At 57.0% G+C, this 24,551-nt stretch carries 16 protein-coding genes; 5 read left to right on the top strand and 11 right to left on the bottom strand.

Translation table 11 applies throughout. The features are described from left to right. Positions 1-604: 604 nt before the first annotated feature. The 8 genes from IVB13_RS00685 to IVB13_RS00650 form a co-directional block, all read right to left on the bottom strand. The gene (locus IVB13_RS00685) at positions 605-1,432 is read right to left on the bottom strand and encodes an ABC transporter permease (protein ID WP_247487309.1); all 828 of its coding nucleotides are present in this window, start codon (positions 1,430-1,432) and stop codon (positions 605-607) included. Further along, entirely contained in the window at positions 1,429-2,679 is a 1,251-nt protein-coding gene (locus IVB13_RS00680) for an ABC transporter permease (RefSeq protein WP_018458277.1), read from the bottom strand. The genes IVB13_RS00685 and IVB13_RS00680 overlap by 4 nt, the downstream gene beginning before the upstream one ends. 62 nt (positions 2,680-2,741) lie before the next feature. After that, positions 2,742-3,809, bottom strand: coding sequence for an ABC transporter substrate-binding protein (locus tag IVB13_RS00675; RefSeq protein WP_247392861.1), 1,068 nt, complete (start codon positions 3,807-3,809; stop codon positions 2,742-2,744). Between the two features lie 90 nt (positions 3,810-3,899). Further along, positions 3,900-4,991 carry an ABC transporter ATP-binding protein gene (locus IVB13_RS00670; RefSeq protein WP_026233547.1) on the bottom strand — a complete coding sequence of 364 codons (1,092 nt, stop codon included), beginning with the start codon at positions 4,989-4,991 and terminating at the stop codon, positions 3,900-3,902. Positions 4,992-5,274: 283 nt separating this feature from the next. After that, positions 5,275-7,347 (bottom strand): 3-hydroxyacyl-CoA dehydrogenase NAD-binding domain-containing protein, encoded by a 2,073-nt coding sequence (locus tag IVB13_RS00665; RefSeq protein ID WP_247487307.1) that lies wholly within the window; start codon positions 7,345-7,347, stop codon positions 5,275-5,277. A gap of 102 nt (positions 7,348-7,449) precedes the next feature. Continuing rightward, positions 7,450-9,024 carry an AMP-binding protein gene (locus IVB13_RS00660; protein WP_247487305.1) on the bottom strand — a complete coding sequence of 525 codons (1,575 nt, stop codon included), beginning with the start codon at positions 9,022-9,024 and terminating at the stop codon, positions 7,450-7,452. A gap of 575 nt (positions 9,025-9,599) precedes the next feature. Continuing rightward, the gene (locus IVB13_RS00655) at positions 9,600-11,003 is read right to left on the bottom strand and encodes a CapA family protein (protein WP_247487302.1); all 1,404 of its coding nucleotides are present in this window, start codon (positions 11,001-11,003) and stop codon (positions 9,600-9,602) included. Positions 11,004-11,543: 540 nt separating this feature from the next. Further along, on the bottom strand, positions 11,544-13,064 hold the full coding sequence (locus IVB13_RS00650; RefSeq protein WP_018459955.1) for a porin: 1,521 nt from the start codon (positions 13,062-13,064) through the stop codon (positions 11,544-11,546). Between the two features lie 468 nt (positions 13,065-13,532). On the opposite strand from IVB13_RS00650, the gene IVB13_RS00645 reads away from it, so the two are divergent. Then, positions 13,533-14,015, top strand: coding sequence for a MarR family transcriptional regulator (locus tag IVB13_RS00645; protein ID WP_018459954.1), 483 nt, complete (start codon positions 13,533-13,535; stop codon positions 14,013-14,015). 28 nt (positions 14,016-14,043) lie between these two features. Here IVB13_RS00645 and IVB13_RS00640 read toward each other — a convergent pair whose 3' ends face one another. Further along, positions 14,044-15,069 carry a hypothetical protein gene (locus IVB13_RS00640; RefSeq protein ID WP_247441763.1) on the bottom strand — a complete coding sequence of 342 codons (1,026 nt, stop codon included), beginning with the start codon at positions 15,067-15,069 and terminating at the stop codon, positions 14,044-14,046. Positions 15,070-15,790: 721 nt separating this feature from the next. Between IVB13_RS00640 and IVB13_RS00635 the strand changes: the two genes are divergently transcribed. The 3 genes from IVB13_RS00635 to IVB13_RS00625 all read left to right on the top strand — a co-directional run bounded on the left by IVB13_RS00635 (position 15,791) and on the right by IVB13_RS00625 (position 19,616). After that, complete coding sequence (locus IVB13_RS00635) at positions 15,791-17,212, top strand: M20 family metallopeptidase (RefSeq protein ID WP_247441787.1); 1,422 nt, start codon at positions 15,791-15,793, stop codon at positions 17,210-17,212. Between the two features lie 800 nt (positions 17,213-18,012). Next, positions 18,013-19,182, top strand: coding sequence for a Xaa-Pro peptidase family protein (locus IVB13_RS00630; protein ID WP_026233910.1), 1,170 nt, complete (start codon positions 18,013-18,015; stop codon positions 19,180-19,182). A 164-nt stretch (positions 19,183-19,346) separates the two neighbouring features. Further along, positions 19,347-19,616 carry a transposase gene (locus IVB13_RS00625; protein ID WP_247441765.1) on the top strand — a complete coding sequence of 90 codons (270 nt, stop codon included), beginning with the start codon at positions 19,347-19,349 and terminating at the stop codon, positions 19,614-19,616. Between the two features lie 268 nt (positions 19,617-19,884). Here the strand turns inward: IVB13_RS00625 and IVB13_RS00620 are convergent, their stop codons facing one another. Both IVB13_RS00620 and IVB13_RS00615 read right to left on the bottom strand, forming a co-directional pair. Beyond that, complete coding sequence (locus IVB13_RS00620; RefSeq protein ID WP_026233846.1) at positions 19,885-21,240, bottom strand: Glu/Leu/Phe/Val dehydrogenase; 1,356 nt, start codon at positions 21,238-21,240, stop codon at positions 19,885-19,887. A gap of 523 nt (positions 21,241-21,763) precedes the next feature. After that, a complete protein-coding gene (locus tag IVB13_RS00615) occupies positions 21,764-22,186 on the bottom strand; it encodes a GNAT family N-acetyltransferase (RefSeq protein ID WP_256374449.1) in 423 nt (140 codons plus the stop codon). Between the two features lie 907 nt (positions 22,187-23,093). Between IVB13_RS00615 and IVB13_RS00610 the strand changes: the two genes are divergently transcribed. After that, positions 23,094-24,473 (top strand): amidohydrolase family protein, encoded by a 1,380-nt coding sequence (locus IVB13_RS00610; protein ID WP_247441767.1) that lies wholly within the window; start codon positions 23,094-23,096, stop codon positions 24,471-24,473. Positions 24,474-24,551: the final 78 nt, after the last annotated feature.

The raw sequence follows: 24,551 nt of genomic DNA, 5'->3' as shown, positions 1-24,551 counted from the left end.
CGTGCGTTCAGATTGTCGTTCCAGAGCATTCAACGAAGCGGCCGAAAGATGGATACGATGGTAAGCATCGTCTGGTCAGGTGTGAGACTAGACGGAGGTAGCGCACTATGTTCGTTGCCCGCAACGTTGGGCTACCCGGTGCGCGATGACGTCCTCCATCCGACACGCTACGCATGCGCCCAGCTCAGGCCCCGAATACCGACACAAAAGTGGCTGCCGCCGACGTACTCTACTCACTGTGACAGAGGGAGACTTAAGGCGCGATCTACGCACAATGGCCGCAAAAGGTGGCTAGTTTCGAAAAAATAATGCGAAGGGCGTTCCCGGCCTCTTAAAGCGAGGGCCTCGATATTCGGCCGTTTATTGTTTACTTCGCTGAGCGAGACGCTCGCGTTCAGAGGAGCCAATCGAGTCTTGTAGTACTATACAGATCGCAGTCGGGATTGCATGCTTGCTCACTCCGCCGAACGACTGATCCGCGAGTATCCGCCGCATCAAGGTCGGCCAGTATGGAGATCTCCAAATCGCGATCGTATTCGTGCGACGATCGCTCAGAAACAGGGTGAAAGTGACCAGATACAGCGGCGCCGCCCGGAGGAGCCCTTCAGGTTTTACGAATGCCGCGCAGCCGCTCGGACCGACGTCGCAACAGTTCGACGGTGATGAGCATAACGGTTGAGAATAGCAGCAGCACGGCGGTAGCGGCGATAATCGTTGGGCTGATCTCCTCACGAATGCCGGAAAACATAACCATGGGTAAGGTGCGCTGCTCAGGGCTGGCAATGAAAAGGGAAATCACGACTTCATCGAAGGAAGTTATGAAGGCGAAGAGCGCACCCGAGGCAACGCCTGGCAGGATGACAGGTAGAATGATCTTGAAGAGCACAGTGATCGGCGTCGCACCGAGGCCGCTAGCGGCGCGGGTTAAGGAGTAATCGAAGCCGGTTAGCGTGGCAGTTACAGCGACAACCACAAAGGGCGTGGCTAGCGTGGTATGCGCCAAGACTAGTCCGGCATAGCTGTTGAGCAGCCCGACATTGGCATAAAAGAAGTAAATCGCCACTGCGGTAATCACCGCGGGAACAACCATCGGGGTAATCAACAAACTAAGCACCGCAGTACGATACGGAAACCTCGGTCGACTAAGCCCAAGTGCCGCCGGCGTCCCTAACGCGGTGGAAAGTGCTGTCACAGATGTCGCCACGAGAACCGAAGTGCTCAGCGCACTCTGCCATCGCTGCGTTAGGAAAAATTCCTCGTACCAACGCAGTGAAAACCCCTCGAGCGGATAAGTAAAGAAGGGTACAGAATTGAAGGAGAGTGGAATGATTACCAGGATCGGAGCGATCAAAAAAAGAATAACAGCCCCGCAGATCAGCCGGTGTGTATAGTGCCAGATCTTCTGAAGCGGCGAGACAGCGACCGTTCTCATGCTAGTTTGACCCGCTCGACGCCAACCAACTTGTTCAAACCAAAGTAGAGCAGCAGCGTTGAGGTAAGCAGGATCGCGCCAAATGCGGAGGCCATTCCCCAGTTGAGGTCTTCATTTGTATAATGCGCAACGAAGTAAGCGACCATCTGATCGCTTGGTCCCCCGACTAGCGCTGGAGTGATATAATAGCCTAAACACAAAATGAAGGTAAGCATGCACCCAGCGGCGATTCCTTGTGCCGTTTGAGGAAAATAGATCGTCCAGAACGCGTAGAACGGGCCGGCGCCGAGCGAGCGGGCAGCCCGAACATAATTGGGCGAAATTGTCTTCATCACACTGTAGATAGGTAACAGTGTGAACGGCAGTTGGATATGGGTCATTGCCACTATCGTTCCAAATCGATTGAATATGAGCGCGGCCGGCTGAGATATGACGTGCAATGTCATGAGCACTTCGTTGACTACACCGTGCTGCTGCAAGAGTACGACCCAAGCAGTCGTGCGCGCCAGCACCGACGTCCAGAACGGCAGCACCACAAGGATCATTAGCAGGTTGCTGGACCGAGCCGGCAAAATGGCTAACAGATAAGCGAGTGGAAAGCCCAGCAGGAGGGTTGCGACTGTGACGCCAACGCTAACGCTAAGCGTGCGCAGAAACACGTCACGAAAGATGGCGCTTTCCTGGGGTGCGGATACAATCTGACTGTCGGGACCATATTGGAGATCGACTGAGCGCAGTAGATAAAAGGCGGTGTAGGCAGAGGTTCCACGCTTTAGAAGGCTCCAAACGTCATGACGTGCCCAGAGCGGATTTATATCTGTAAGTGCCCCCTTGAAAGGACCCGCTTGTAGCGTGCTGGCCTTGCGGGCGCTAGAAATTACCTGACTGAGAGCCCCAGGCAGTTCATAGTTCATCCGCTTGCCGATTGCAGCAGCCGTTTTCCGCGACCAGGACTCTTTTAGGTCGAATGCTAACGCAGCATAGACGCCCTCGTCTGGCAAGTCTTTGCCGTCCCACCCGTCAAGCGCTGACATGGTACGCGGCATCAGAGTGAGCAGCGTGTCGTCATGGAATGAGGTTAACAGCATTCGGCCCAGCGGCAGGACAAAAGCAACCAGGATGAACAGCAGCAATGGCAGCACGAGAATGAAAGCCTTGAACTTCTGGCGGCGCTCAACCCGCTTCAACTTGAACCGCAGAAGCATGCCTTCCGGTCCACCTTTGACTTCGACGGCCGTGGTCGGCATGGATCGTGCTCCCTGAATGTATCGGCTGGGCGGCGCGGGGATTCAATGTCCCTGCCGTGTCTTTATTGTGCGAGCCAAGCGGTAAGACGCTGTCGCAGTTCGTCACCCTTTTCATTCCAGAAGTTTGTATCTCGTTGGATAGTTATGCCACTACGCTCCGGTGCATTTGTCACGTACGGGCGTACAGCCGGATCAATAAGCTTCAGCGCGTCCTTGTTGGCTGGTCCAGCTGAGGTGCCGTTCGCCACCTCGGCTTGAACGTGGGCCGAACCGGCAAAGGCGAGGAACTTGTAACCAGCATCAATGTTCGGAGAGCCCTTAGGAATCACCCAAGCGTTTCCGGCCTGAAGTGCAGCGTCCCAGATGTATTCGAAATGTTTGCCGGAGTTCTTGTTAGCATCATAGGCTCGGGTGGTCCAAACGTGAGTCATGACGACCTCCCCGTCGGCGAGAAGTTGCGCCGGCTGGGCGCCTGACGTCCACCACACTACGTCCTTCTTGATAGTATCAAGTCTTTTAAAAGCGCGGGCCACCCCTTCGGGTGTGTTGAGCACCTTGTAGACGTCGTTGATGGACACGCCGTCGGCGATCAGCGCCCATTCGAGAATGACCACAGGACTTTTGTTCAGTCCTCTCTTTCCAGGGAACTTTTTCAAATCGAAAAAATCCTCGATGGTCTTCGGGCTGCTCGGCAGTCGTTTCGCGTCGTACATGATGACGTCACCCGTGACGGTCGACGGCACCCCGCAATCCGTGTAGCTGGCATCCCCGAATTTGGCTCGGTCAAGACCGAATGTTTCGAGTTTTTTCCAGTCGAGTGTCTCGATGAGACCTTCGTCGCACATTTGCCGGGTTTGGGCCTCGCCGGCGTAGACGATGTCCCAGCTCACCGTCTTTGTCTCGACCATGGCGCGGATCTTTGCAGTGCCGTAATCATACTCAGCGTCAGTGACCTTGGTCCCGGTCGACTTCGAGAAAGGCTCGAAAACGACTTCGCGGAGGATCTTCTGGAAGGACCCACCTCCCCCAGTGATTGTGAGCTGATCGCCAGCAATGGCGGCGTTCATTTGCGCCAACAGGCCAGCCGTGAGGCCCATTGCGGCCAGACCATTCATCAGTGACTTCTTCATCGTCTGCTCTGTCCCCTCTATGCCATCCAAAGAATTGGAAAGCGCCGCGAAAGATCCTGCCAAACCTGGACCGGCCAGGCGGTTTTGTCCTCAGGCCGGGCTGAGCGCCCGACAATCCTCTGCCGCCCAACCGATAGTGATCACCGTACCAGGCACGACCCGTGCGGAACCTTCCGAGTTCGGTAGCTTGACCACAAAATCATCATGACCACAGACCGAGAGGCAGGTGCGCACATGATCGCCCAAATAAATGACTTCTAGGACCTTCGCACTAAAGACGTTTGGCAGCGAACCTAGCGCCGGATTTAGCTTCACCCGCTCCGGCCTCAACGAGAGCACCGACGGGTCGCCAATTTCGACGTTGACTGCCAACGCCTGCACGGTGCCCGCGCCGGGGAGCTCCACGCTGCACGTACCACCATTCATCGCGACGACCTTGCCTCGCAGCCGGTTATTCTCACCGATGAACTGGGCGACGAAAACATTCTGCGGCCGTTCGTAAAGCTCGGCGGGCGCGGCAAGTTGCTGAATGGTTCCGTCGTTGAACACCGCTATGCGGTCGGACATGGTCAACGCCTCGCTCTGGTCATGGGTTACATAGACCACCGTGACGCCGAGCGTCTCGTGAATATGCTTGATCTCGAGCTGCATGTGCTCGCGCAGTTGCTTGTCCAACGCGCCCAGCGGCTCATCCATCAGCACGAGCTTGGGATCGAAGACGAGCGCGCGTGCGAGAGCGACGCGCTGCTGCTGTCCGCCGGAAAGCTGGCTAGGCCTGCGGCTGCCGTAGGCGCCGAGCCGGACCATTTCGAGCGCTCGCTTGATCCGAGTCTCTCTCTCGAGCTTCCCAAGCTTGCGTACTTTGAGTGGGAACGCGAGGTTTTCCTCTACAGTCATATGCGGAAACAGCGCATAATTTTGGAACACCATGCCGATATCGCGCTTATGTGGTGGCATTTTCTCGATGGAGTGCCCCGCCAGGAGGATTGAGCCATAGGTGGGTGCTTCGAATCCGGCAAGCATCATGAGGGTCGTCGTCTTACCCGAGCCGGAAGGCCCCAGCATCGTCAGGAATTCCCCGCGTGCGATGTCCAAGTTGAGATCTTTAACGACCAGCGTCTCGCCGTCATAGGTCTTTTGAACGCCGCGAAACTCCACGAAGGCATTGTTCGCGCCTGTCATTGCACCTCTTCCCTCCAGCGCGCCTACGACGCTCGCCGACCTTCGGACATCAATGCCCATCAACGGATTGCGGCGTCTTGAGTGCGTGATCTAAGCTGCGACGAAAGGGTTGCATGATGCTGTCCATGATCTTCTCCCAACAGGCTAGCTCCTTCCAGTAAGTTGTCCGCTCTATGACGCGCGGTTCAGAGCATTTCTTGTCGTTGCGCAGTACTAGCGGGCTACTCAATCCCAATTTTATCGAACTCGTCCATCCAGAGGACTATTTCATGCGTTAGGCCGATTACTTGAACTCGCCGAATCTCTTTCCTTCCGCGACCAGTTTCTCCAGCAGGGAGGCAGGTTTAAATTCGTCGCCTACAGCGGCCTGGAGCTCCCTCATCTTGGCGAGGACCTTGTCTAGGCCGATCTGGTCGGCGTAGTACATCGGCCCGCCGCGATAGATTGGCCATCCGAAGCCACAGAGCCAGACCACGTCGATGTCGCCCGGTCGCGCAGCGATGCCTTCCTCGAGGATCCGCGCACCTTCGTTGATAACCGGGTACATCACGCGTTCGATGATCTCCTCGTCGCTAACGACGCGACGCTTACGCCCAAGCCGGGTCAAAGTCTGGTCAATCAGCAATTCGACCTCGGGATCTGGAATCGGGGTCCGCGAGCCCGCGTCATACCTGTACCATCCCTTACCGGCCTTCTGGCCGAAACGGCCGGCCTCGCAGAGCGCATCGGCGATCTCCGACTTTACGCCGCGATCTTTACGCGAAAGCCAGCCGATATCGTTGCCGGCCAAATCGCTCATCACAAACGGCCCCATGGGCATGCCAAAGTTCTTTAGGGCTGCATCGACTTGTTGCGGTAGAGCGCCCTCAAACAACAGCTTGTCTGCCTGCTTGCCGCTCTGATCGTACATGCGATTGCCGACGAACCCATGGCATACGCCCACGACCACCGGCACCTTTGCAATCTTGCGGGCGATGTTGACCGCCGTCACAAGGGCATCTGGCGCGGTCTTGTCGGCGCGCACGATCTCGCACAATTTCATGACGTTGGCGGGCGAGAAGAAATGCATGCCGAGCACGTCCTGCGGGCGCTTGGTCGACTTCGCGATCTCGTCGATGTTTAGATACGAGGTGTTGGAGGCGAGCACGGCGCCAGGCTTGACGTACTGGTCGAGCTTGCCGAACACCTCTTTCTTGATCGCCATGGTCTCGAACACGGCCTCGATCACCAGGTCAGCATCACCGACGTTCTCGATGCCGACAACGCCGTTGATCAGCGCCATGCGCTTGGCGGGTGCATCCGCCGGGATGCCGCCGCGCGCCGCGGTCGCTTCCCAGTTCTTCTGCATGATGCCCATGCCGCGCTTGAGCTGCTCCTCGCCGGTCTCGATCAGGGTGACGGGAACGCCGGCATTGGCAAAGGACATCGCGATGCCGCCGCCCATTGTGCCGGCGCCGAGGATGGCGACGCGGTTCACGGGCCGTGGCTTGGTCCCCTCAGGAACGCCGGCGATCTTGCTGGCCTCGCGCTCGGCGAAGAAGGCATAACGCTGCGCCTTGGACTGATCGCTGGCGACGAGCTTCAGGAAACCTTCGCGCTCCTTCTTGAGGCCTTCGTCGAACGGCAGGTCGATGGCGTAGCCGACGGCGTCAGCCGCCGCGAACGGAGCTTCCAGACCGCGCGACTTCTTGGTCATGGCGGCGACCGCGTTGGTGAAGATCGAGCGATCGACCTTGGCCGCCGCGATCTTGGAGTCGTCGTCACGCAGACGGCGCAGCGGACGCTTTTCAGCCAGCAGCTTTCGTACGAAGGCTTCACCTCCGGCGGCCGGGCCCTCGACGATCTCCTCGATCAGGCCGTTCTTCAGAGCTTCCGCCGCACCGATCGGATCACCGCCGACGATCATCTTGACCGCAAGCTCCGGTCCGACTGCGCGCGGCAGGCGTTGGGTGCCACCGGCGCCCGGCAGCAGGCCGAGCTTCACCTCGGGCAGGCCGAGCTTGGCTTCCTTCACCGCGACACGGAAATGACAGGCGAGCGCGACTTCGAGGCCGCCGCCGAGCGCGGTGCCGTGAATCGCGGCCACGACCGGCTTCGGTGAATTCTCGATCTCGGAAAGCACGTCGTTAAGGGCGGGCGGCTTCGGCGGCTTGCCGAATTCGGTGATGTCAGCGCCCGCAATGAAGGTGCGGCCGGCGCAGGTCAGCACGATGCCCTTGATGGCGGGATCGGCGATTGCGGCCTTGATGCACTCCAGAATTCCGCCGCGAACCGCGGCGCTCAGCGCGTTGACCGGAGGGCTGTTGACCGTGATCACACCGATCGCGTCGTGACGTTCTAGTTTCACGGTTTCCACTCTTTATCCCTTCGGTTTGTGTTTCATGCGCTTCTTGGCTGACGACACCTCAGCGCAAAGCGGATCGCCATCTGATGATCGACATCCGTAGAAGCGAGCCGATCAAGGCGATCCACTCGAACCTCCTGTAATGCGCCGTAGCGTCGCGGCTGCTACAGCTGCTGTTCCGGAGGATGTGCCGCTGCCTGAATAGGTTTCGCCAAGGGTGGACTGTATCCGGGCGATGCGATCGTCACGCAACTGTGTGCGCCGCACCTTGCCTGCTTCGTCGCGAAGAGGCTCGTCTACGAACTCGATGGTGCGCGGACGCTTATAGGGTACTAGCCGCTCGGCTAGATGTGCTAGCAGCGCGTCCTCAGTCAGACCCGGGCGAGCCTGGACAATGGCGTGAATGGACGAACCCATATCCTCATGCGGCAGGCCAACCACGGTGCTCGACATTACTGCGGGGTGTTCGTCTATCGCCGCTTCCACCTCAGCAGGATAGACGTTAGACCCTCCGACGAGGATCATGTCAGTCCGCCGGTCAGAGAGGTAGAGATAGCCGTCAGCGTCAAAGTAACCGATGTCACCGAGGCTCTCCCAGCCGCCGGGCAGGGTGCGCGCAGTCGCTCCCCGGTAATTGTAGGTAGGCGGTGATCCCGCCGAACGCCGCATGTAAATCTCCCCCACCTCGCCGGGTGGCAGCACGTTTCCGTCGGCGCCAACGGTTTTCATTTCACCCGAGCTCACGCGTCCAACGGAGCCGCGATGATCCAGCCATTCGGTTCCAGTGATAGTCGTGCCGGCTTGGTTCTCAGAGCCGGCATAGAGCTCCATGATCACCTCAGGCCCGAGCCAGTTGATGAAGGCCTCCTTGAGCCATGGCGGGCAAGGCGCGCCTAGGTGCCAGAGCGTCTTCAGCGATGAAATGTCATAGCGGCCTCGCACTTCTTCCGGCAGTCGCCAGATGCGGCTCATCATGGTGGGCACCAGATACACCCAAGTGGCCTTGTGCCGATCGATCTCAGCCAGCAGGCCCTCGGCATCGAAGCGCGGCATCAGCACCACGTGAACCCCACGAGTTAGTGCGTCTTGGGCGCATGAGAATGGGCCGGTATGATAGAGCGGTGCAGGAATCAAGGCCGTATCGCCCAAACCAAACCGCCAAAAATTTGGGCCATTCCCAGGTTCAGCCAGAGTCAGGGCGGACGAGCCGGACAGGATCAGCTTGGGACGTCCCGTCGAACCGCCCGAGGTCATTGCCCTCAAGACAGGAGCCACTCGCGGTTCCAGGGGCCGAGTATCGCGGGATAGTGCGAGCAGCTCCTCGATCGTGAAGCGCCGCCGGTTGGTCTCCATGCCCGGCAATGCGATCACAACTGACGGCTCGGCGAGCTCGACGATCGCGCGCAGCTCGGCATTGGGTAGCCGGAACGACACCGGCTGCGGGGTTGCACCTACCTTCCAGGCCCCCCAGCAAGCCTCGATGAAATCAATGCTGTTGGGCAGGCCTATGGTGACGAGGTCGCCCAGTTTCACGCCCAGTCCCTCTAGAGCGTAGGCGATCCGGTTAGTTTGCGCATCCAGTTGGCCAAAGGTAAGAGTGGTCTCACCACAACTAACTGCTCGGGCATGCGGCGCTGTCTGGGCGCATAGGGAAAGTTTCTCGCCGAGCGCGATAATCTCTTCGGTCATTTCAGCCACAAACGTTGTCGATCTTTGGCTGCATGCACGAGAACGGAAAGCAAACGGCCAACATCAGATATTGCAAGAGGTTTACCTTGCCACTCAGAACAAAACCCCCGACTTTGGTCGCCTTGGCGCAAAAATTAATCACTGAGTGCAATCGCGCCGCCGTAAGACAGTCCGCACAAACAGCGGTTTCAAACGGCTTATCGAAAAGCAGCGCAGAATCTCGTGATTGTCCTGGTAATGATCTGAACGGTTCAGAGGCACTAGCTAGCTGTTGAGCCTCAAGACGTTGTTCCTGGTCAAGCCGAGTCGGGCCTTCATGCCCGTGCGGCTGATCTCAATTGTAGCGATGGAGCGAGTCGGGCAGTTCACCAGGATTAGACTTTGCTTTCCCTTCGAGATTACTTGACCAGTCTCGTTGACAACGCACACAGCGGTCTCTCTCTGTGAGACGTCCAGCCCGACGTGCTGCTTCATGGGAGCTCCTTCGAATCATTTGATTGCGAGGGCTCAACGATAACGGAGGTTGTCTGTCACGAGCGCCGACCGCAATTACGTCATCGTGTTCAAATGCTGCGTCACCGCGCCGAGCTGGGCCGCCGCCTAATCACTCCAACCTCGTCCTCGATAGAGATCTCCGTCCCAAAGGCTGCTGAGAGCCTCTGCAGACGCTCCAGAATGACCTTTGCTTGAACCCCGGGGGCAGGACACGGAATCCCACGGTTGGCGAACCGCTTCGAGTGACCAAGCTCGATAGGATAAAGTCTCACCTCAGCAAGTTCGTTCTGCTCGAATCGGCTAACCGCGATAATGCTCTCATAGTAGACGGGATCGCAGAACCCGGGATCAGTCTCGTATCCTCCGGCCATCTCGGCCAGGGTCACCTCAGCATCCGTGTCGACGCGCGGGTCCTTGCCATAAGCATCGAACATGTCAGCGCCCACGGGCGTCCGCAGGTCATCCATGATGAAGTTCCCCAAGCTATAGAAGATCGGCCGCCCCTTGTAGATCTCGATGCCGCGCAGCTGGTGCGGTCCATGGCCAATGTAGGCATCAGCCCCAGCATCTATGATACGACGGGCAAGCGCTTGTTCATAATCAGGCGGCTCCTGACTCCAATTCCCGGGCTGGTGACCGTGGTTCGTGGCGACGCAGCAGTCGGAGAACTGCTTGCCCCGACGCACGTTTCGGAGGACGTTTGCCACATCCTGCGGGTTGGCTTCGTAGCTGTAACCCGCCTCGGGCCCAGCCGTATATGTCGTTCCGGCGAGTACGACTCGGTCTGGATCTTCACGGCCAGACCCGAAGCCCGGCAACGCATTGCGTACGTGCCTCAAGCTGTCGAGCATCTCCGGTAGAACTACGATGCTTCGCGCCACACGAAGAGCGTTGATCCCCGGTCTGCCCGGCGCCTCGCAGGCCGCATCGGCCGCCCGCGACAGCGGCGTGAACGTGGACGCAAACGACACCAGCCCCACGCGACCGCGGGCGGTCTCGAGAAAGCGAGCGGCACCGGCGTCAGCGAGGGTCTCGCCCGCCCCGGCATGGACGATGTCGTTCTGGTCGAGCGCCCGGATCGTCTCGCGCATGCCTTCAATGCCCCAGTCGAAGGTGTGGTTGTTCGCGTAGCTGACGAGGTTGAAGCCCATCGCCTTCAAGTCCGCTCCGAGCGCGGGCAAGCCGACGTGATACGCGCCGCCGTACTCAGCCTGCGGACTGCCCTGGAATGACCGGATGTTGAAGATGTTGGTTTCCATGTTGCCGAAAGTGACATCGGCCTTACGAAGGAGTGCGACGATTTCGCCGAAGCCCGAATGCTGGCCTTTGGTCAGCGGCCGCGTCACGATAAGATCGCCGACCGCCGCAATCGTAAAGCCGTCCGCAACGTTCGTTGCAATCGACCCAATGGTGTCATAGCCGACCCCCTGCTGGGCTGGATGGCAGCCGTTCTCGTGTAAGTATTCCCGCACAGGTCGCTCCATAGGCTGGTTCTTCTCGGCTAAGTCTATTCGGCTCTATCGTTTCTTTGGCGCATGCTGAACAAGCTATTGGATTTGTAAAGCCTGTCCGCTGAATCTTAGGCGCGTTGAGGACCAGCGCCCGTTCCGCGTACGCTCAGCGCGGCCGCCAGCCGCAGGGGCGCGCATAAGCCCAGACACTGGCGCGCTCGTCACCATAGGCTCCGTGTACACCAGCTCCGTCTGCATGTTCATGACTTGGCGCAGCGTGGCATCGTGCCACGCGGACCCGCAACTCGGGTACGTAGTGCGTGATTGTCTTCGAGGCGTCGAGCACGCTCTCCTGCTCCAATGCTGCGGCGAGCGTGCCCGCGTACGATTTGGTCACTGAGTGGCACGCGTGCGGCGCGGCCGTTCGCGTAAGCAATCAAAGATTCGGCTTCCCAGATCGCATGTCTTTGCAGCATCTGATCGAATGAAAGCCCCCGGCGGGCATGCCGGAGGCTTTCTTGGAGGTTAAGCGGCATAGAGAGCCGTTCGTGTTCTCCTTCTAGTTCACCATGATCACCAGTTGCGCTGAGCGCGGAGAAGGAGCGTCAGGGCGTTCTGGTCCTTGAGCTCGTATGCAGCACCGGGCTTTGCGATGCTCGACTGCAGCGGGAGGGTAACCGTGCTACCGGCGGCATACTTTTGATCAAGCATTACGTAGGCGAGATCCGCGGTGAAGGTCAGATTTTTCACCGGCGTCCACCGCGTGACCAACCCGACAACACCGTAGTTGAAGTCGGGATTGCAGCCAGCGACACCACTTGATAGTGCGAGAGTAGCTACGACTGCGCCGCAGATGTAGCCTTTTGCGGTAGTGTTGTAGCGCACAGCGCCCCAACCCCCATAAACGCTGCTGTTCCAGTGGGGATCCCAGTTGTGGGTGTACCCCCCCTGAAAGCCGTAGGTTGTGGTTAGCTGTTGGCCCGAGCCGGTGACGAATACTGAATCAGATAGACCGGCGAGACCAACACTCTGGTAAGCACCAGGAAGACCAGTGCCTCCATACATCGCGTAGGTGCTGGACATATACTCCTGAAAGTTGTAGCGGCTCGCACCATTCGTATACACGCCCGACATGTTGATCGTGTCGCCCGCGCCGGTGGGAATGTTTTTGATCGACAAAGCCAGCTGGCCAGCCCAGCCCCATTTATCGCCCGGGTGGCCGCTTGTTTCATCGGCACCATAATATGCTGCGTGATTTTCATGCGATGCTACTGACGCCTGGAATAGACCCCAAGCTTGGTCGACGCGCAGCATTGCCACGAGATCAGGAGCCCGCGAACCTCCGATATCGTTGGCTCCATAAGATCCAGTTGCAAGACCCGTGGAAGTCGCGCCGCTGACGTTCCAGATGTTGCTCGTCAGATTGGCAACCTGGTCCTGCGCTGAAAATGAGGCAGAAATGCCTTGGCCGAAGTCAGCGGTATAGGTGAATTGGTTCACAGGCTCCCAGCCGCCGCCACCGGGTAGTCCATCGAAGCTGTTGGCAGGATAGTTGGTCCAGGGCGCTGCGAACTGGGATTGTGCCTTACCGATGGTAAATCCCGCAAACTGGAAGAACGCGTAGTAGACACCAAGAGAACCAGCAGAAACCTGAGAAGCGATTGAGCTTGTGTAGGAGGTTGCGCCGTTCGTGGCACTGGAACCCGCGCCGCTATAGCCACCTGTCGTCCAAGTGTTAACAGCCTCGAAATAGGTGCGAACCACCCCGTACTCCGTGGCGGTACGGGTGTCGATGCTTAGGTCTGCGCGGGATTGAGCGGTGTAGTAGTTGCTCAACCGATTTCGGGCGCCAGCAACGCCGCTGTCGGCAGTTGCATAAACTCCGTTCGAGCCCAGCGCCAGCGATGTGCGCAAATAGCCGCCGAGTTTGATGCACGTGTCGGTGCCAGGAATGTAATAGAATCCAGCACCATAGAGCGAGCAAATCTTTACGTACTCGATCGCCTTGGCCTTGACCGGAAGATCGGCTGCCTGAGCTGTCGCGCTGGCAAACATTGCCGCGGATCCAAGGAAAAGAGTCTTTGTCAGTTTCATGATGAACCTCCAAGTTGGAAACGTCGTTTCCGTCCTTCAAAGATCCGCCGCTGCTAGCCTCACCGACTGGGCAGGTGCTTGACGGACGACGTCGAGGCGCCCCCTCTCCGTCAACTCACGATCTAAGCCGCCAATTGAATTCATACAATCAATTAATGATCGTAATTGATAACGCGCTACGAAGTGTTGCATTTTGGCACCAAAGCGTGTGCTCGCGAGCAAAAAGTCCTTGGGTCATCAAAAAAAGAACCCCAGGGGGGCACCCCGGAGGTTCTCCTTGGAGATTTACATGATCGTGGAAGAGTCCTCCTCTAATCGATCTGGCCGGATCGTACCCTTTTTCAATTTATGATGTCAATTCATTTTCGGAATAGGCTTCATGTTTCTTGAGGGGCTTTCCTAGGGCCCTCGAGGGCGTTACCTCTCTCAGGAGCGGACTTATCGCTGACTTTCGGCGGAACAATCACGATGTCTGAAATGCAAGCGGTAGACCGGGCTGTTCGAGACCTGATTTGGAATATTGTCGAGCTTCACTCTCAACTGGAGGGCATACACAAGAGCTGGGCACAGCTTATGGGATTGACCGAGCCCCAATGGCTGATTTTGATGGCGATCGAAGAACTCGACGAAGGGCGTGGTGTTTCGGGCATAGCAGTCGCCGGCAAGCTGCGGTTCCACCCTGCGTTTGTCACTACCCAAACTAAGAAGCTCGAGGAGATGGACTTTTTGACGCGTGAGATCTCGCGCGAGGATGGAAGATATATTCAAATGTCTTTGACCGAAAAGGCTCGTGCGGAAATTGCGAAGCTGTCCATCAAGAGAGAGGCGTTGAATTCTGCGCTCATCGAGGGGCTCGACGAGGCATCGCTCGACTACCTCAACAAACGGCTGAACTCGATTGCAAAGAATAGCCGACTGGCTTCGCAGAAGCTTAGCATAGGCGTGTTGTAGGCCGAAACGAAACCCAAGCGCCTGCTCATTATTGGTTGAGCTTCTTCTCGAGCCAATCAAAGATGCGCTGATCTAAGATCACAAAGTTTTCTGGCTCCGCGCCTCCACGGTACATCTGAGGTAGAATCACCTCCAGAGGAACCCCCGCGGCCATACAATTTGCATGGAGTTCGACGACATCTGAGACGCTAACAATGCCACGGGCGCTTACAGGCACAAGAATTGGACAGTTTATCTTGTGCGTCAATTGAGGCGAATGTGCCGAATTCGCCTCAGCGTCCTCTGTGGCGCGAGTCAGCCATCTAATGCATCCCAAAGTTCGCGCGCGATTCCAAAGCCCAGCGTCGCAAACCGCCGCGGCGACCCGGTCATCATACGCGGCGAAATCGGTGGCCAGGGCAGCCGACGATCCATCACCGTAGACAGCAATTCGATTGCGATCAATGTCTGGACAGCAGGACAAATAGTCCAAACATCGAGACAATAGCATCTCGGATTCGCCGCGAGAGTTTCCTGCGACGTCCTCGTGGGAGACAACGAGGATAGACATCTTGCGACCAATGATGACCGGCAAGAGTCTGCGGAGCAGGCTCATTCTTTTCTCTTCCTCGCTGCTAATGCAGATCACTGCCGGCAAGCGCAAATAGGAGCCGCCGGCAGGCAAATAGCAGGCAGGCACTTGAACCTGATCGCACGAAATTCGCAGATTTTCGACCGTGTGCCCTAGAGCTGGTCCGAATTTCCGAAAGTCGCTTTCAACTGTCGCGGAAATCTCTGGGTCGTCTCGGTTCCCGTCCGCAAGTAGCCTTCTGGCAACCTCGAACGCAGTTAGCGCGCACAGCCAAGCCTCCTTGGCGATATCAAGTGCTTGCTTCTGCAAGTTGAGTTCAACAAGACTGGAATTGTGCTGGCCTATCGTTATCCAAGTCTTGGCCCAGCTTTGCAGCGCCGCTAACTCGCAGTCATCCGACGAGAGGCTATCCAAGAATGACGAGGCGCCGCGTCGGGTGGACGCAAGATCGCTCGTTCCAGCAAACCAAGCACGAGACTCCATCAATTTGTCCTCGGTGCAGATCCTGGGCCCTCGTGGTCCAGTCATTCAGAAGCTAAGCCGCCAGTGAATCTCGGTCCTAGGTGTCGGTACTATCAAAGATCCGTCGTTTTCCTCATCGGTTGGTAGTTTATACCGAGTTCCTGCCGAGAAACTGCTCGTAGGCGCACCTTTAAGCTCGAAGTCGTGCGTCTTGGGCCGTTATAAGAGGTTTTTAGGCGTAACAACTCAATACGGCTCCGCGCACGACGTGCCTGGGCGTCGGCAAATCGTTGTCGCAACGTCAAACCTGAGACCATGGCGATGCCAAACGAGTGAGTCTGCATCAGCAGCAACTCCGCCTGCTCTTCCATTGCGCAAGTGTTTCGAACGAATTGCGTTCTATCCCATAGACTTGGCTGCTGAAGCCGAAGGATAGACCGTGCGGGCTATGCTAATGTGGCAAAGCGGCACAATGAGCCCAAGGATGGATTTCGGCACGTCAACCGCTCCCAACGCCGCATTCCATCGCAGGCGCAGCGCATTTGCCGACGATTGTTGCGGCAGATGGCGTAATCTCGCACAGAGAGCGTTTCCGGGTCGTGCAGCATTAGCAAAGTCAAAGAGACGGTTGCCAGATTCATCTCTGCTTGATCGAGCCTGACTTTGATGTGGGGCTCGATGGCATGTGAATGAGCGGAAATGCGAAGAGCAAGTAAGTGATCGGATCTTAGGCGAGGAATTCATGCTAAGGAACACGAAGCCAGTTTGGGAGTGCGTTGAGTCTCACAAAACGGAATTTTTCGATTTGAGCGACCGGATCTGGGGGCGCCCCGAAGAGAACTATCAGGAATTCTTCGCATTCAGCGAACATCGTCAGACGCTCGCCTTGCAGGGCTTTACGGTCTCCGAAGCGCTGGCTGGAATCCCAACAGCAGTGATGGGTGAAGCGGGTAAAGGCGGCCCTGTTATTGCTATCCTCGGTGAATACGACGCGCTGCCCGGTTTGAGCCAGGAAGCAGGCCTCGCTGAACAGCGGCCTCTCGTTCCGGGCGGTTCAGGGCACGGCTGCGGTCACAACATGCTCGGCTCGGCCTCGCTGTTGGCTGCAGTGGCGGTAAAGGATTGGCTGGCCCAAGCCGGGCTACCTGGCCGAGTGCGCTACTATGGCTGTCCTGCGGAAGAGGGCGGATCTGGCAAGAGCTTTTTGGTTAGAGCTGGCGCGTTCGATGATGTCGATATTGCGATTTGTTGGCACCCCTCAGCCTTTACGGGCGTGTGGCCCGCGGCTTCGCTCGCGTGTGTGGAAATGGAATTCACGTTTCATGGGCGCGCCGCCCATGCCGCGGTGGCGCCGCATCTTGGGCGAAGCGCGCTCGATGCCGTGGAGCTCATGAGCGTAGGTGTGAATTATATGCGCGAGCACATGCCCTCCTCGGCTCGCGTCCACTACGCCCTCGTGGATGGTGGAGGTATCGCCCCAAACGTGGTGCAACCGCGTGCTGTTGTTCGTCATCTCGTTCGGGCACTTAAACTCAATGACATGTGGGGTTTGGTCGAGCGGGTCCGGAAGATCGCTGAGGGCGCGGCGCTGATGACGGAGACCAGAGTGGAAATGAAACAACTATCGGGCGAGGCCAACTTAGTTCCCAACGCTCCCTTGGAAGAAGCCATGCATGAGAACCTGCTGCAACTGGGCGGAGTTGAGTTCGACAGTTCTGATATGGAGTTCGCCAGACAGATTCAACGCACTCTCCCGCCCGACGATATTCGTTCCGCGTATGGTCGTCACGGTCTGCCGGTGACCGCAGCCCCCCTCAGCGGCAAAATTTACCCACCGGATGGCTCCCGCACCGACTCAATTGGCTCCACGGACGTAGGGACCGTGAGTTGGGTCGTTCCTACGGTGCAATGCTTAGTCTCATGCTATGCGATCGGGACGCCAGGTCATTCCTGGCAGCTGGTTGCACAAGGCAAGTCCCCCGCTGCTCACAAAGGAATCGCCTTCGCTGCAAAAGCTATGGCAGGCGTGGCCGCCGACGTTCTTTCGGATCCTGCTCTCCTCGCTGCGGCAAAAGAAGCGCTTGAGAGTTACCGTAAAGACAACGAGTTCAAAAATCCGGTAGGACCAGAAGCCGAACCTCCGCTCTCTATGGCGGCAAAATAAGATCAAACCCGCAGGACGATAGCGCGAGCACCACGCCTTCGGGTTATCCAACATGCGTTCCCGTAAGATGCTGGGTGTGCATAATGGCTCACCTAAGGCAATTTGAGGGGAGTCGGGCTTTCGCTGGCCAACTGCCCAGAGTGAGCATGAGTGCGAGCAGGAGGACCGCGAGCCATCGAACGAACGGTGCGCCCGAATGCGGCATCACACACTTTGCGGGATCCTAATGCATTCAAGCCTTGCGGTCACGACAGACGGACTGCCGCTCGGGTTGTTCATCTTGGTGAGAAACGCGACGCTTCGGAAATAGTGGAGAGAGCTGTACGGCTCACGGAACGCTAAATTCCGCAGAAAATCTGCGCCGAACTTAGCAAGTTCACAGCTTTACATCGCCAGTCTGTAGTTAGCCTTGAACTTCAGAGGGAAGCTTCCGCAGTATCGTCGCAGGTTTAATCGTTACTCCGAGTTGCGTTGAAGGTCGTTCAAAAAGATTAGCTGGCTGCCGGGAGTGTCTTGGGTTGGGACCACCACCAGAAGGATCCGGTGTTTCTATCGACTTCGCGCGACAAAGCCTGGAACGCGACGGTGGCGGAACCACGGCGAACAACTTGCGTCACCGGTCGCGAGCGAGAGCAACCTCCGAAATGCGTCGCGAGCCGGAGTCGTCCAGCTACCGCTGGAAAACTCCGCAAATGAAATGTTGATGTTCCAGAAAGGTGTGGAGCATCGGGCGACGCCTTCCACAAGACCGAATCTACTTGGGCTTAAGCGGTTGATTATTTATGCAAGGAGCTGAAATCATGGCAATGCCAAGAGCCGAGCTGGTGTTTCCCCGGTCTGAATATATGCGACGCTTGTCCGCCGTAAAGTCGGAGATGAAGCGACGCGAGGTCGAACTGCTGGTGGTCTCGGTTTCAGCCAACATCACATACCTTTCGGGATACACTTCAAAGTCCGGATATGTGCCTCAAGCTCTACTCGTCTCTTTGAGCGAGGAAGAGCCAACCTTTGTTACGCGGCGGATGGACGCGCCAGCTGCACTCCATCAGATGTTCATCGATCGAACCAATGTGATCGGCTACCCGGAAGCCCTGATTGGCAATGCCGACCGCGATGGGTACGACGCGATAATCGATCTTATCCTGGACAAGGGGCTCGGCCGCAAGAGGATTGGCCTTGAAGCAAAGTCTCTGTCGACGATAGCCGTCGAAAAAGTCAGGTCCCGGTTGGTTGGCGCGAAAATCCTTGATTGCACGAACCTCGTGACCTGGATTCGAGGCGAGAAGTCGGACCTGGAAATCGGCATCATGCGCGAAGCCGCCGCAATTTCTGATGCGGGAATGCTCAAGGGGATGGACGTTATTCGCCCGGGCGTGCGCGAAGCCGATGCATCCGCAGAGATCATCGCAACATTGGTGCGCGGTGCTAACGGAAAGCCCGGCACCGACGCCGCGAGCTTCTTTCTGTGCGCGACACCGCGAACGTCCACGTGTCACATTAGCTGGACAGAGGACGTCTTCCAACAAGGTTCGCAAATCAACCTCGAGTTAACCGGCGTGCGTCACGGCTATACGTCTCCATTGATGCGCACCTTGTCGATTGGCAAACCATCAGATCAGATACGGCGGCTGCATGAAGGAGAAGTTGCTGGCCTGGAAGCTGCACTTTCGGTAGCCAAGACCGGAATGACGTGTAACGATGTCGCCGCGGCTTTCAACACTACGCTGAGGAAGCATGGCTTTGACAAGGAGTCGCGGTGTGGCTACGCGGTCGGAATCGATTGGACAGAGCCAACGGCGAGCTTGAAGGAAGGTGACACGACTATCTTGAAGTCGAACATGACCTTTCACCTCATGCTCGGAAACTGGATCGGTGAAGATATCGGCTATGTGATCAGCGAAACGTTTCGCGTCACAGATCTTGGTGGTGAACCATTTACCAAGCTGCCCCGTGAGCTGTTCGAAATTTAATCTGGTAACGCAACGACGTAACAAATGCTATGTCGCCTAACGGCAAGGGATCGGGACCCTGCAGGCGCTAAAAGGATTGCCCGTCCGTGCTGGCTTCCGCCCGGCCAGCATGGTGAATCAGAGACATACTGATTAAGGAATCCAAAACGATTCAGCTTAACCCCATGCCGCTGTTTGTCTCGAGAGATTGCGGGCCAGGAGCTGCTCAACAGACACTGCTAGTCAATCTGGACGATGCGCGCGCCAATCTCGCCGTCTGGATCGTCGACTACAATCCCCAGCGCCCCTACTCGTCGCTGACATACGCGGCGCTCACCGCAACGGACCATCGGCTCGGCAACCGCTGCGAGCTCCGTCCATGCCCATTGCTCCACCCGCGCCACCTGGCGTACTACAAGACGCTGGCGCAGGACGGAAAACTCCGTGGCGACTAGAACGCCAGTCACGGGGCTCTCGCAGGACAGGGTGCACGCAGAGAGGTGGTCCGGCAATACTGAACGGACAACCAGTGGCACGCGATGCCGCACTTTGACGTAGTGAAGTCAAGCTTTCACTGTCAGGGTCAGGAAAGAAGCAAACAGCCTCTCAGCGCTCTCTTTGTGGCCAAGGCTGCTTTAGGACTGCGCATGAGTTTCTTGCGATCCTCGCCCTTGGTTACGAAGCTGGCGGTCAAATCGCTGGCCTTTGGTTTCCTACCCGCTCTTAGATCCCGATCGCTTCGTATGCTTCGGCGATCTGTCTAATGGATGCGACGTAGGCGGCGGTCCTGTAGTCGCCCAGCTCCGGCCGCTTCTCCATGAGATCTGCAATGCGCGCCCAGGTGCTCCGCATGACGTCCTCAAGGCCGGATCGAACGAGATCGATCTCTGCGCCTCCTTCAAGAAACTCGTCGCGCATGTCAGCTGGAAACTGCTTGCCAGTCATCCTTTCCAGCGCTGTAGCGATCGTATGGTTCCGCCTTTCTCGTCGCCGCCGTTCCATCAAGCCGAACGGGATGTGTGTTAGGTTCTTCACCCATTCGAAATAGCTGACGACAACACCGCCGGCATTCACATAGAGATCCGGTAGGATGGTTATTCCTCGAGAGCGGAGTATCTTGTCAGCCTCGAAGGTGACAGGGCCGTTGGCGGCTTCTACTACAAGATGCGCGTTTATTCGGCCCGCATTCCCTGTGTGAATCGCGTTCTCCATTGCTGCAGGAACGAGAACATCACAGGCCATTTCGATACCGGACATATCGTTAGCAGCAGACGTGGCGCCAGGGAAGCCCAGAATGCTGCCCGTTTGAATTTGATGACGCTTCAGCAATTCAATGGAGAGCCCCGTTGAATTCGCGACATAACCGTCGCTTTCAGCAACGGCGATTACCCGGGCGCCGTCCTCCTCAGACAGAAATTTAGCCGCGTGATAGCCGACATTGCCAAAGCCTTGGATCACGATAGAAGCTTCCTTGAGATCGCGCTTGCCATTCATACCTCGGGTGCGCGGATCGCGAAGATAGCTCTGGAGCGCAAACTGCAGACCCCTCCCCGTTGCCTCGGTGCGACCGGCAATCCCGCCTTTCGACAAAGGTTTTCCCGTTACACAGGCCCGTGCGTTGATGACATCGGTCGGGTTCGCACGGCGGAATTCGTCCATCATCCAGGCCATCTCCCGCTCGCTTGTGCCGATGTCCGGGGCCGGAACGTTGACGCCAGGGCCGATCAGGCCACGCTTGTTGAGTTCCTGGGTGAAGCGGCGGGTGATACGCTCGAGTTCCTGTGGGGTCCATTCGCGCGGATCAATCTTGAGGGCTCCCTTCGAGCCGCCAAAGGGTACATCGACAAGTGAGCATTTAAGCGTCATGAGCGCAGCGAGCGCCTCCACTTCGTCGGCGTCGGCGTTCGGCGCGTAGCGAATACCGCCCTTCACAGGCTCTGTGTGTTCGCTGTGGACGGATCGCCAGCCGACAAAGCTGTACATGCGGCCGCGCAGTCTCACGCCAAAGCGAACCGTGTAGGTTGAGTTACATTGAATGATCCGCTCCGCCAAACCCTCGGGCAGATCGAGAAACGCCATCGAATGCTGGAAATGTTTGCCGACGCTCTCGAGAAAGCCATTAGAGTTAGCAGCCTGCATTACACGACCTTCGTTGCGTCATTGTGATTTCCCCTATTCTATTCGTTCTACATCTGGATCATTGAAGTATTCGGTCGTGACTTAGCCATTCACGCGGGCTACTGACCTTCGCGGTGTGCTTCGGGACTTCTCCGCAGGACAACACTTCTACTCGATATCGTAGGTTCCCGCGTTACCGGTTCAGGCTGTCGTCGGCGCGTGGAAGGAATATGGACCTCCAGTCGCGTTCGTGCTGGCTTGTCAGCAGCGGCCCCATGTGGGGGTCCTGCGGCAGAATGATTCGCGGAGCGAGTGTTCGATGCATGCCAAAGATAACGCACGTGCGCCAGTAGCAAAAAAGCGTCGAGAAGTCGAAATCCGTTCCTGAACATTATATGCGCGTGCTGCTACGGCGACGCACCAAGTTGTGAGGCAGCTTCAACTCGGAATCCTCGCGGGCAGTCATAAGTAGCAGGCTGATGCCTTAGGCAAAGTGTGCAGCAGATGAAGTCGGGCCGCGATGCACGCGGCGCCGCCTACGGCCTAGCCTGGGTCTCTCCGCTTCAACAGGCGCCCTACTGGGAGAATGCAAGGGCAGCCTAAGACGGGGGCCAATCTCCGCAAAGCCCGCCTTTAAATATAATGCGGAATGTGGGCTGCGGCTCCACATCGGCTGTCTTGGGACCCCAACTTCGAGGTGGCGCCAGCCCTTTTCTTTCCCGAGATCTACAGCAGCATCGATGAGTCGCATCGCCACCCCAGATGATCGCTGGTCCGGGACCACATAGAGTTCGGTTACGATTCCATAAATCCCACACGCGAGCAGTGCCGCCCCCTCAGATAGCATAATGAGACCAACAGGGTTCTCGAGGTCGAATGCGAGAAAGCCACAGACGCGCTCCTTCATCGCCAGGAGATCGCCCACGAGCCGGGTGTCTACTCCGGCCCCACGTTCACCGGGCCCGAGTTCGGCAAGCAGGGCAGCAACCAAACCAGCCACCGTCTTGGCGTCCTCAACAGAGACTTCTCGCGTGGTCACCATGTGACATCATCCTCCAAGTTCAAGCCGCATGCGGACAGGTATTGTGGCGTCATCAAGGCTGCTGCATCATCCGGGACAGCGATATGCCGGCATGTTGACGTTCGGATGACGGGCTTCGTTCAGATCGCTGAAAGTGATATCGTGTTCGTGGTGCACTCCTTACAAAGCTTAGTGCTGAAAGAGATAAGGCTGGCCGTCTGGCATGCAGCGCTCGGGTGTAGGAAGCGCCGCTATGGTCGACATCGGCGGACGCGGGGAAGAGTTGCACGGCGTGACAACAATCCTCCCGGGACGATGACGCGCCAATCTTCTCAAAGTATCTATGAACACGCGAGTCAAAGACCGACTGTGTTTAGCCAGTTGGTGAAAGACGGCTTTCGTAATTTGTCCTTCTGCGTCTTGTTTGTTGCGCGAGGCGCATGTAGCGCCGATCGGAGCAGAGCAAGATGTGTGATCGTTGCTCGGTCGCATTGCCATACGATAGCTCCTCGCTCATGCCGACATATTGATCTGCTTCGGTCGATTTGGGAATCTTCCCGAATGAATCAGACCACTAGCTCGCGATAAAAAGCTGCAAGCACTGGCGGAATGTTGCGCAAATCCTTCGCGTCAACGCGGGTGCGCGCTCAAAACATCCACGATTGCGTGATATGTTGACATCACAGACGTATTTGGATCGTTCCGAACGCTTGGGTTCGCAAAACCCATAGAGATAGGTCTCTCGTCGCAATAGCGGATCAAATAGAGGCCCCGGCCTGGAGCTACGACAGCCATGACGATCGATCGCAATCGCTCACGTGGCCTCGACTCCCTTCCGCTGTTCCTGTCCAGACAGCATCCTGAGTTCATGAAAGTCTTTGAGGTAGTGAATGATCTCCCTATCGACGATACCCATTGCCACATAATCACCGATCGCGATGCCGTAACGACTCCGCAGCGTTATGTGGAACGCATATCCCTGGCGGGATATCCTGTCGCCAGTTACTTTCCCCAGGGCGTTTATGACCGCTGGCTAAATGGCGATGAGGCAACCAGGCACGACTTTAATCGAAAGTTTGACATCCAGAGCAAGGTCGACGGCATCACTCGAGATATCGCAGAAAGTGTATTTATGAAGTTCCTTACTAGGGAGCTGTCGCACTTCCTGGGTTGTGAGTCGAGACTCGAGGCGGTCATCGAAGCCAGGAATGAGCGCGGAAGGGATTACTGGGGCTACGTCAATAGCTTATTACGGGACGTGAAGTATGAGAACATCATGCTTGATACGGGATATGCTGAGGGGTGTGGAGCGGAGGAGATATCGCGCTTTGAAGAAGCCATTCTGCCTTGCCGTACCAATCGTCTCGCCCGGATAGAGATGATCCAAAAAGAGCTTTTTCCTCTCGATGTCTCGTTCGAAGAATACGAGCAGCGCTTTCTAACTAGGATGCGCGAAATGCTGGACGGGACCGGAGACGGAAACTATGGGAAAAACTCTTTTGGAATGAAGTCCTACCTCCTGCCGTTCATCGGTTTGATCAGGCCCCTTTATGATCGCGGGGTCGCTCAGGCATCCTGGCAAAATCTCAGAGAATGCTTTCACAATATGCCGAAGGAACGAGAAGCTAATTACAATGTATCGAAGGATCTCCGGCGCTACAACTTCACGTTGGCTCTTGAAGAGTGTCTCCGGCGCGACATTCCCATGCAGATCCATACAGGGGATGGAGAAGCGCCTTACGTAATTCTCCGCAATCAAGACCCATTTTTTCTTGAGGAGGTCTGTCGGTTCGACCGAGATGATGTAATGCGTATGCCGAAAATTATTCCTCTACACGCCGGTTATCCATCGGTGGGAAAGGCCGCTTGGCTTAGTCATTTGTATCCGAATTGCTATTTCGAGCTATCTATCATGACACCATTCGTGCATCAGAGCTTGTTTCAGAGATACATGCAAGTGATGGAGGTCGTTCCACTATCTAAGATAATGTATGCGAGTGATGCTTACCACATTCCTGAGCTTTATTGGCTTTCCGGTCGGTGGGGCAAGCGGTATCTTGCTCAAGCGCTGACTGAGCACATAGTAGGAGGAAGCCTGAGCCTGGAGGAGGCAATTGAGGGCGCCAGGATGATACTTTATAAGAACAACCGATCGCTCTACAGGATCAACTGACAGCGAAGGTGCGCTTCGGCCGAGTGCGGAATGAGAGGCGTTGCAGCGCGCCCTAAGAGGACCTCTCTCGGCGCCGGC

It is taken from the genome of Bradyrhizobium sp. 17, from assembly GCF_023073515.1.
Taxonomy (GTDB): Bacteria; Pseudomonadota; Alphaproteobacteria; order Rhizobiales; family Xanthobacteraceae; genus Bradyrhizobium; species Bradyrhizobium canariense_D.
The sequence above is the reverse complement of the archived record's forward strand: the minus strand, read 5'-3'. Positions and strand labels throughout refer to the sequence as shown.

What these genes read in the sequence shown, in the direction of transcription:
- IVB13_RS00640 (WP_247441763.1), bottom strand. Translation starts at nt 15,069, where the DNA reads ATGGAGTCTCGTGCTTGGTTTGCTGGAACGAGCGATCTTGCGTCCACC.
- IVB13_RS00655 (WP_247487302.1), bottom strand. Translation starts at nt 11,003, where the DNA reads ATGGAGCGACCTGTGCGGGAATACTTACACGAGAACGGCTGCCATCCA.
- IVB13_RS00620 (WP_026233846.1), bottom strand. Translation starts at nt 21,240, where the DNA reads ATGGCGTTTCTCGATCTGCCCGAGGGTTTGGCGGAGCGGATCATTCAA.
- IVB13_RS00680 (WP_018458277.1), bottom strand. Translation starts at nt 2,679, where the DNA reads ATGCCGACCACGGCCGTCGAAGTCAAAGGTGGACCGGAAGGCATGCTT.
- IVB13_RS00675 (WP_247392861.1), bottom strand. Translation starts at nt 3,809, where the DNA reads ATGAAGAAGTCACTGATGAATGGTCTGGCCGCAATGGGCCTCACGGCT.
- IVB13_RS00670 (WP_026233547.1), bottom strand. Translation starts at nt 4,991, where the DNA reads ATGACAGGCGCGAACAATGCCTTCGTGGAGTTTCGCGGCGTTCAAAAG.
- IVB13_RS00635 (WP_247441787.1), top strand. Translation starts at nt 15,791, where the DNA reads ATGCTAAGGAACACGAAGCCAGTTTGGGAGTGCGTTGAGTCTCACAAA.
- IVB13_RS00650 (WP_018459955.1), bottom strand. Translation starts at nt 13,064, where the DNA reads ATGAAACTGACAAAGACTCTTTTCCTTGGATCCGCGGCAATGTTTGCC.
- IVB13_RS00660 (WP_247487305.1), bottom strand. Translation starts at nt 9,024, where the DNA reads ATGACCGAAGAGATTATCGCGCTCGGCGAGAAACTTTCCCTATGCGCC.
- IVB13_RS00615 (WP_256374449.1), bottom strand. Translation starts at nt 22,186, where the DNA reads ATGAAGGAGCGCGTCTGTGGCTTTCTCGCATTCGACCTCGAGAACCCT.
- IVB13_RS00630 (WP_026233910.1), top strand. Translation starts at nt 18,013, where the DNA reads ATGGCAATGCCAAGAGCCGAGCTGGTGTTTCCCCGGTCTGAATATATG.
- IVB13_RS00645 (WP_018459954.1), top strand. Translation starts at nt 13,533, where the DNA reads ATGTCTGAAATGCAAGCGGTAGACCGGGCTGTTCGAGACCTGATTTGG.
- IVB13_RS00685 (WP_247487309.1), bottom strand. Translation starts at nt 1,432, where the DNA reads ATGAGAACGGTCGCTGTCTCGCCGCTTCAGAAGATCTGGCACTATACA.
- IVB13_RS00610 (WP_247441767.1), top strand. Translation starts at nt 23,094, where the DNA reads ATGACGATCGATCGCAATCGCTCACGTGGCCTCGACTCCCTTCCGCTG.
- IVB13_RS00625 (WP_247441765.1), top strand. Translation starts at nt 19,347, where the DNA reads ATGCCGCTGTTTGTCTCGAGAGATTGCGGGCCAGGAGCTGCTCAACAG.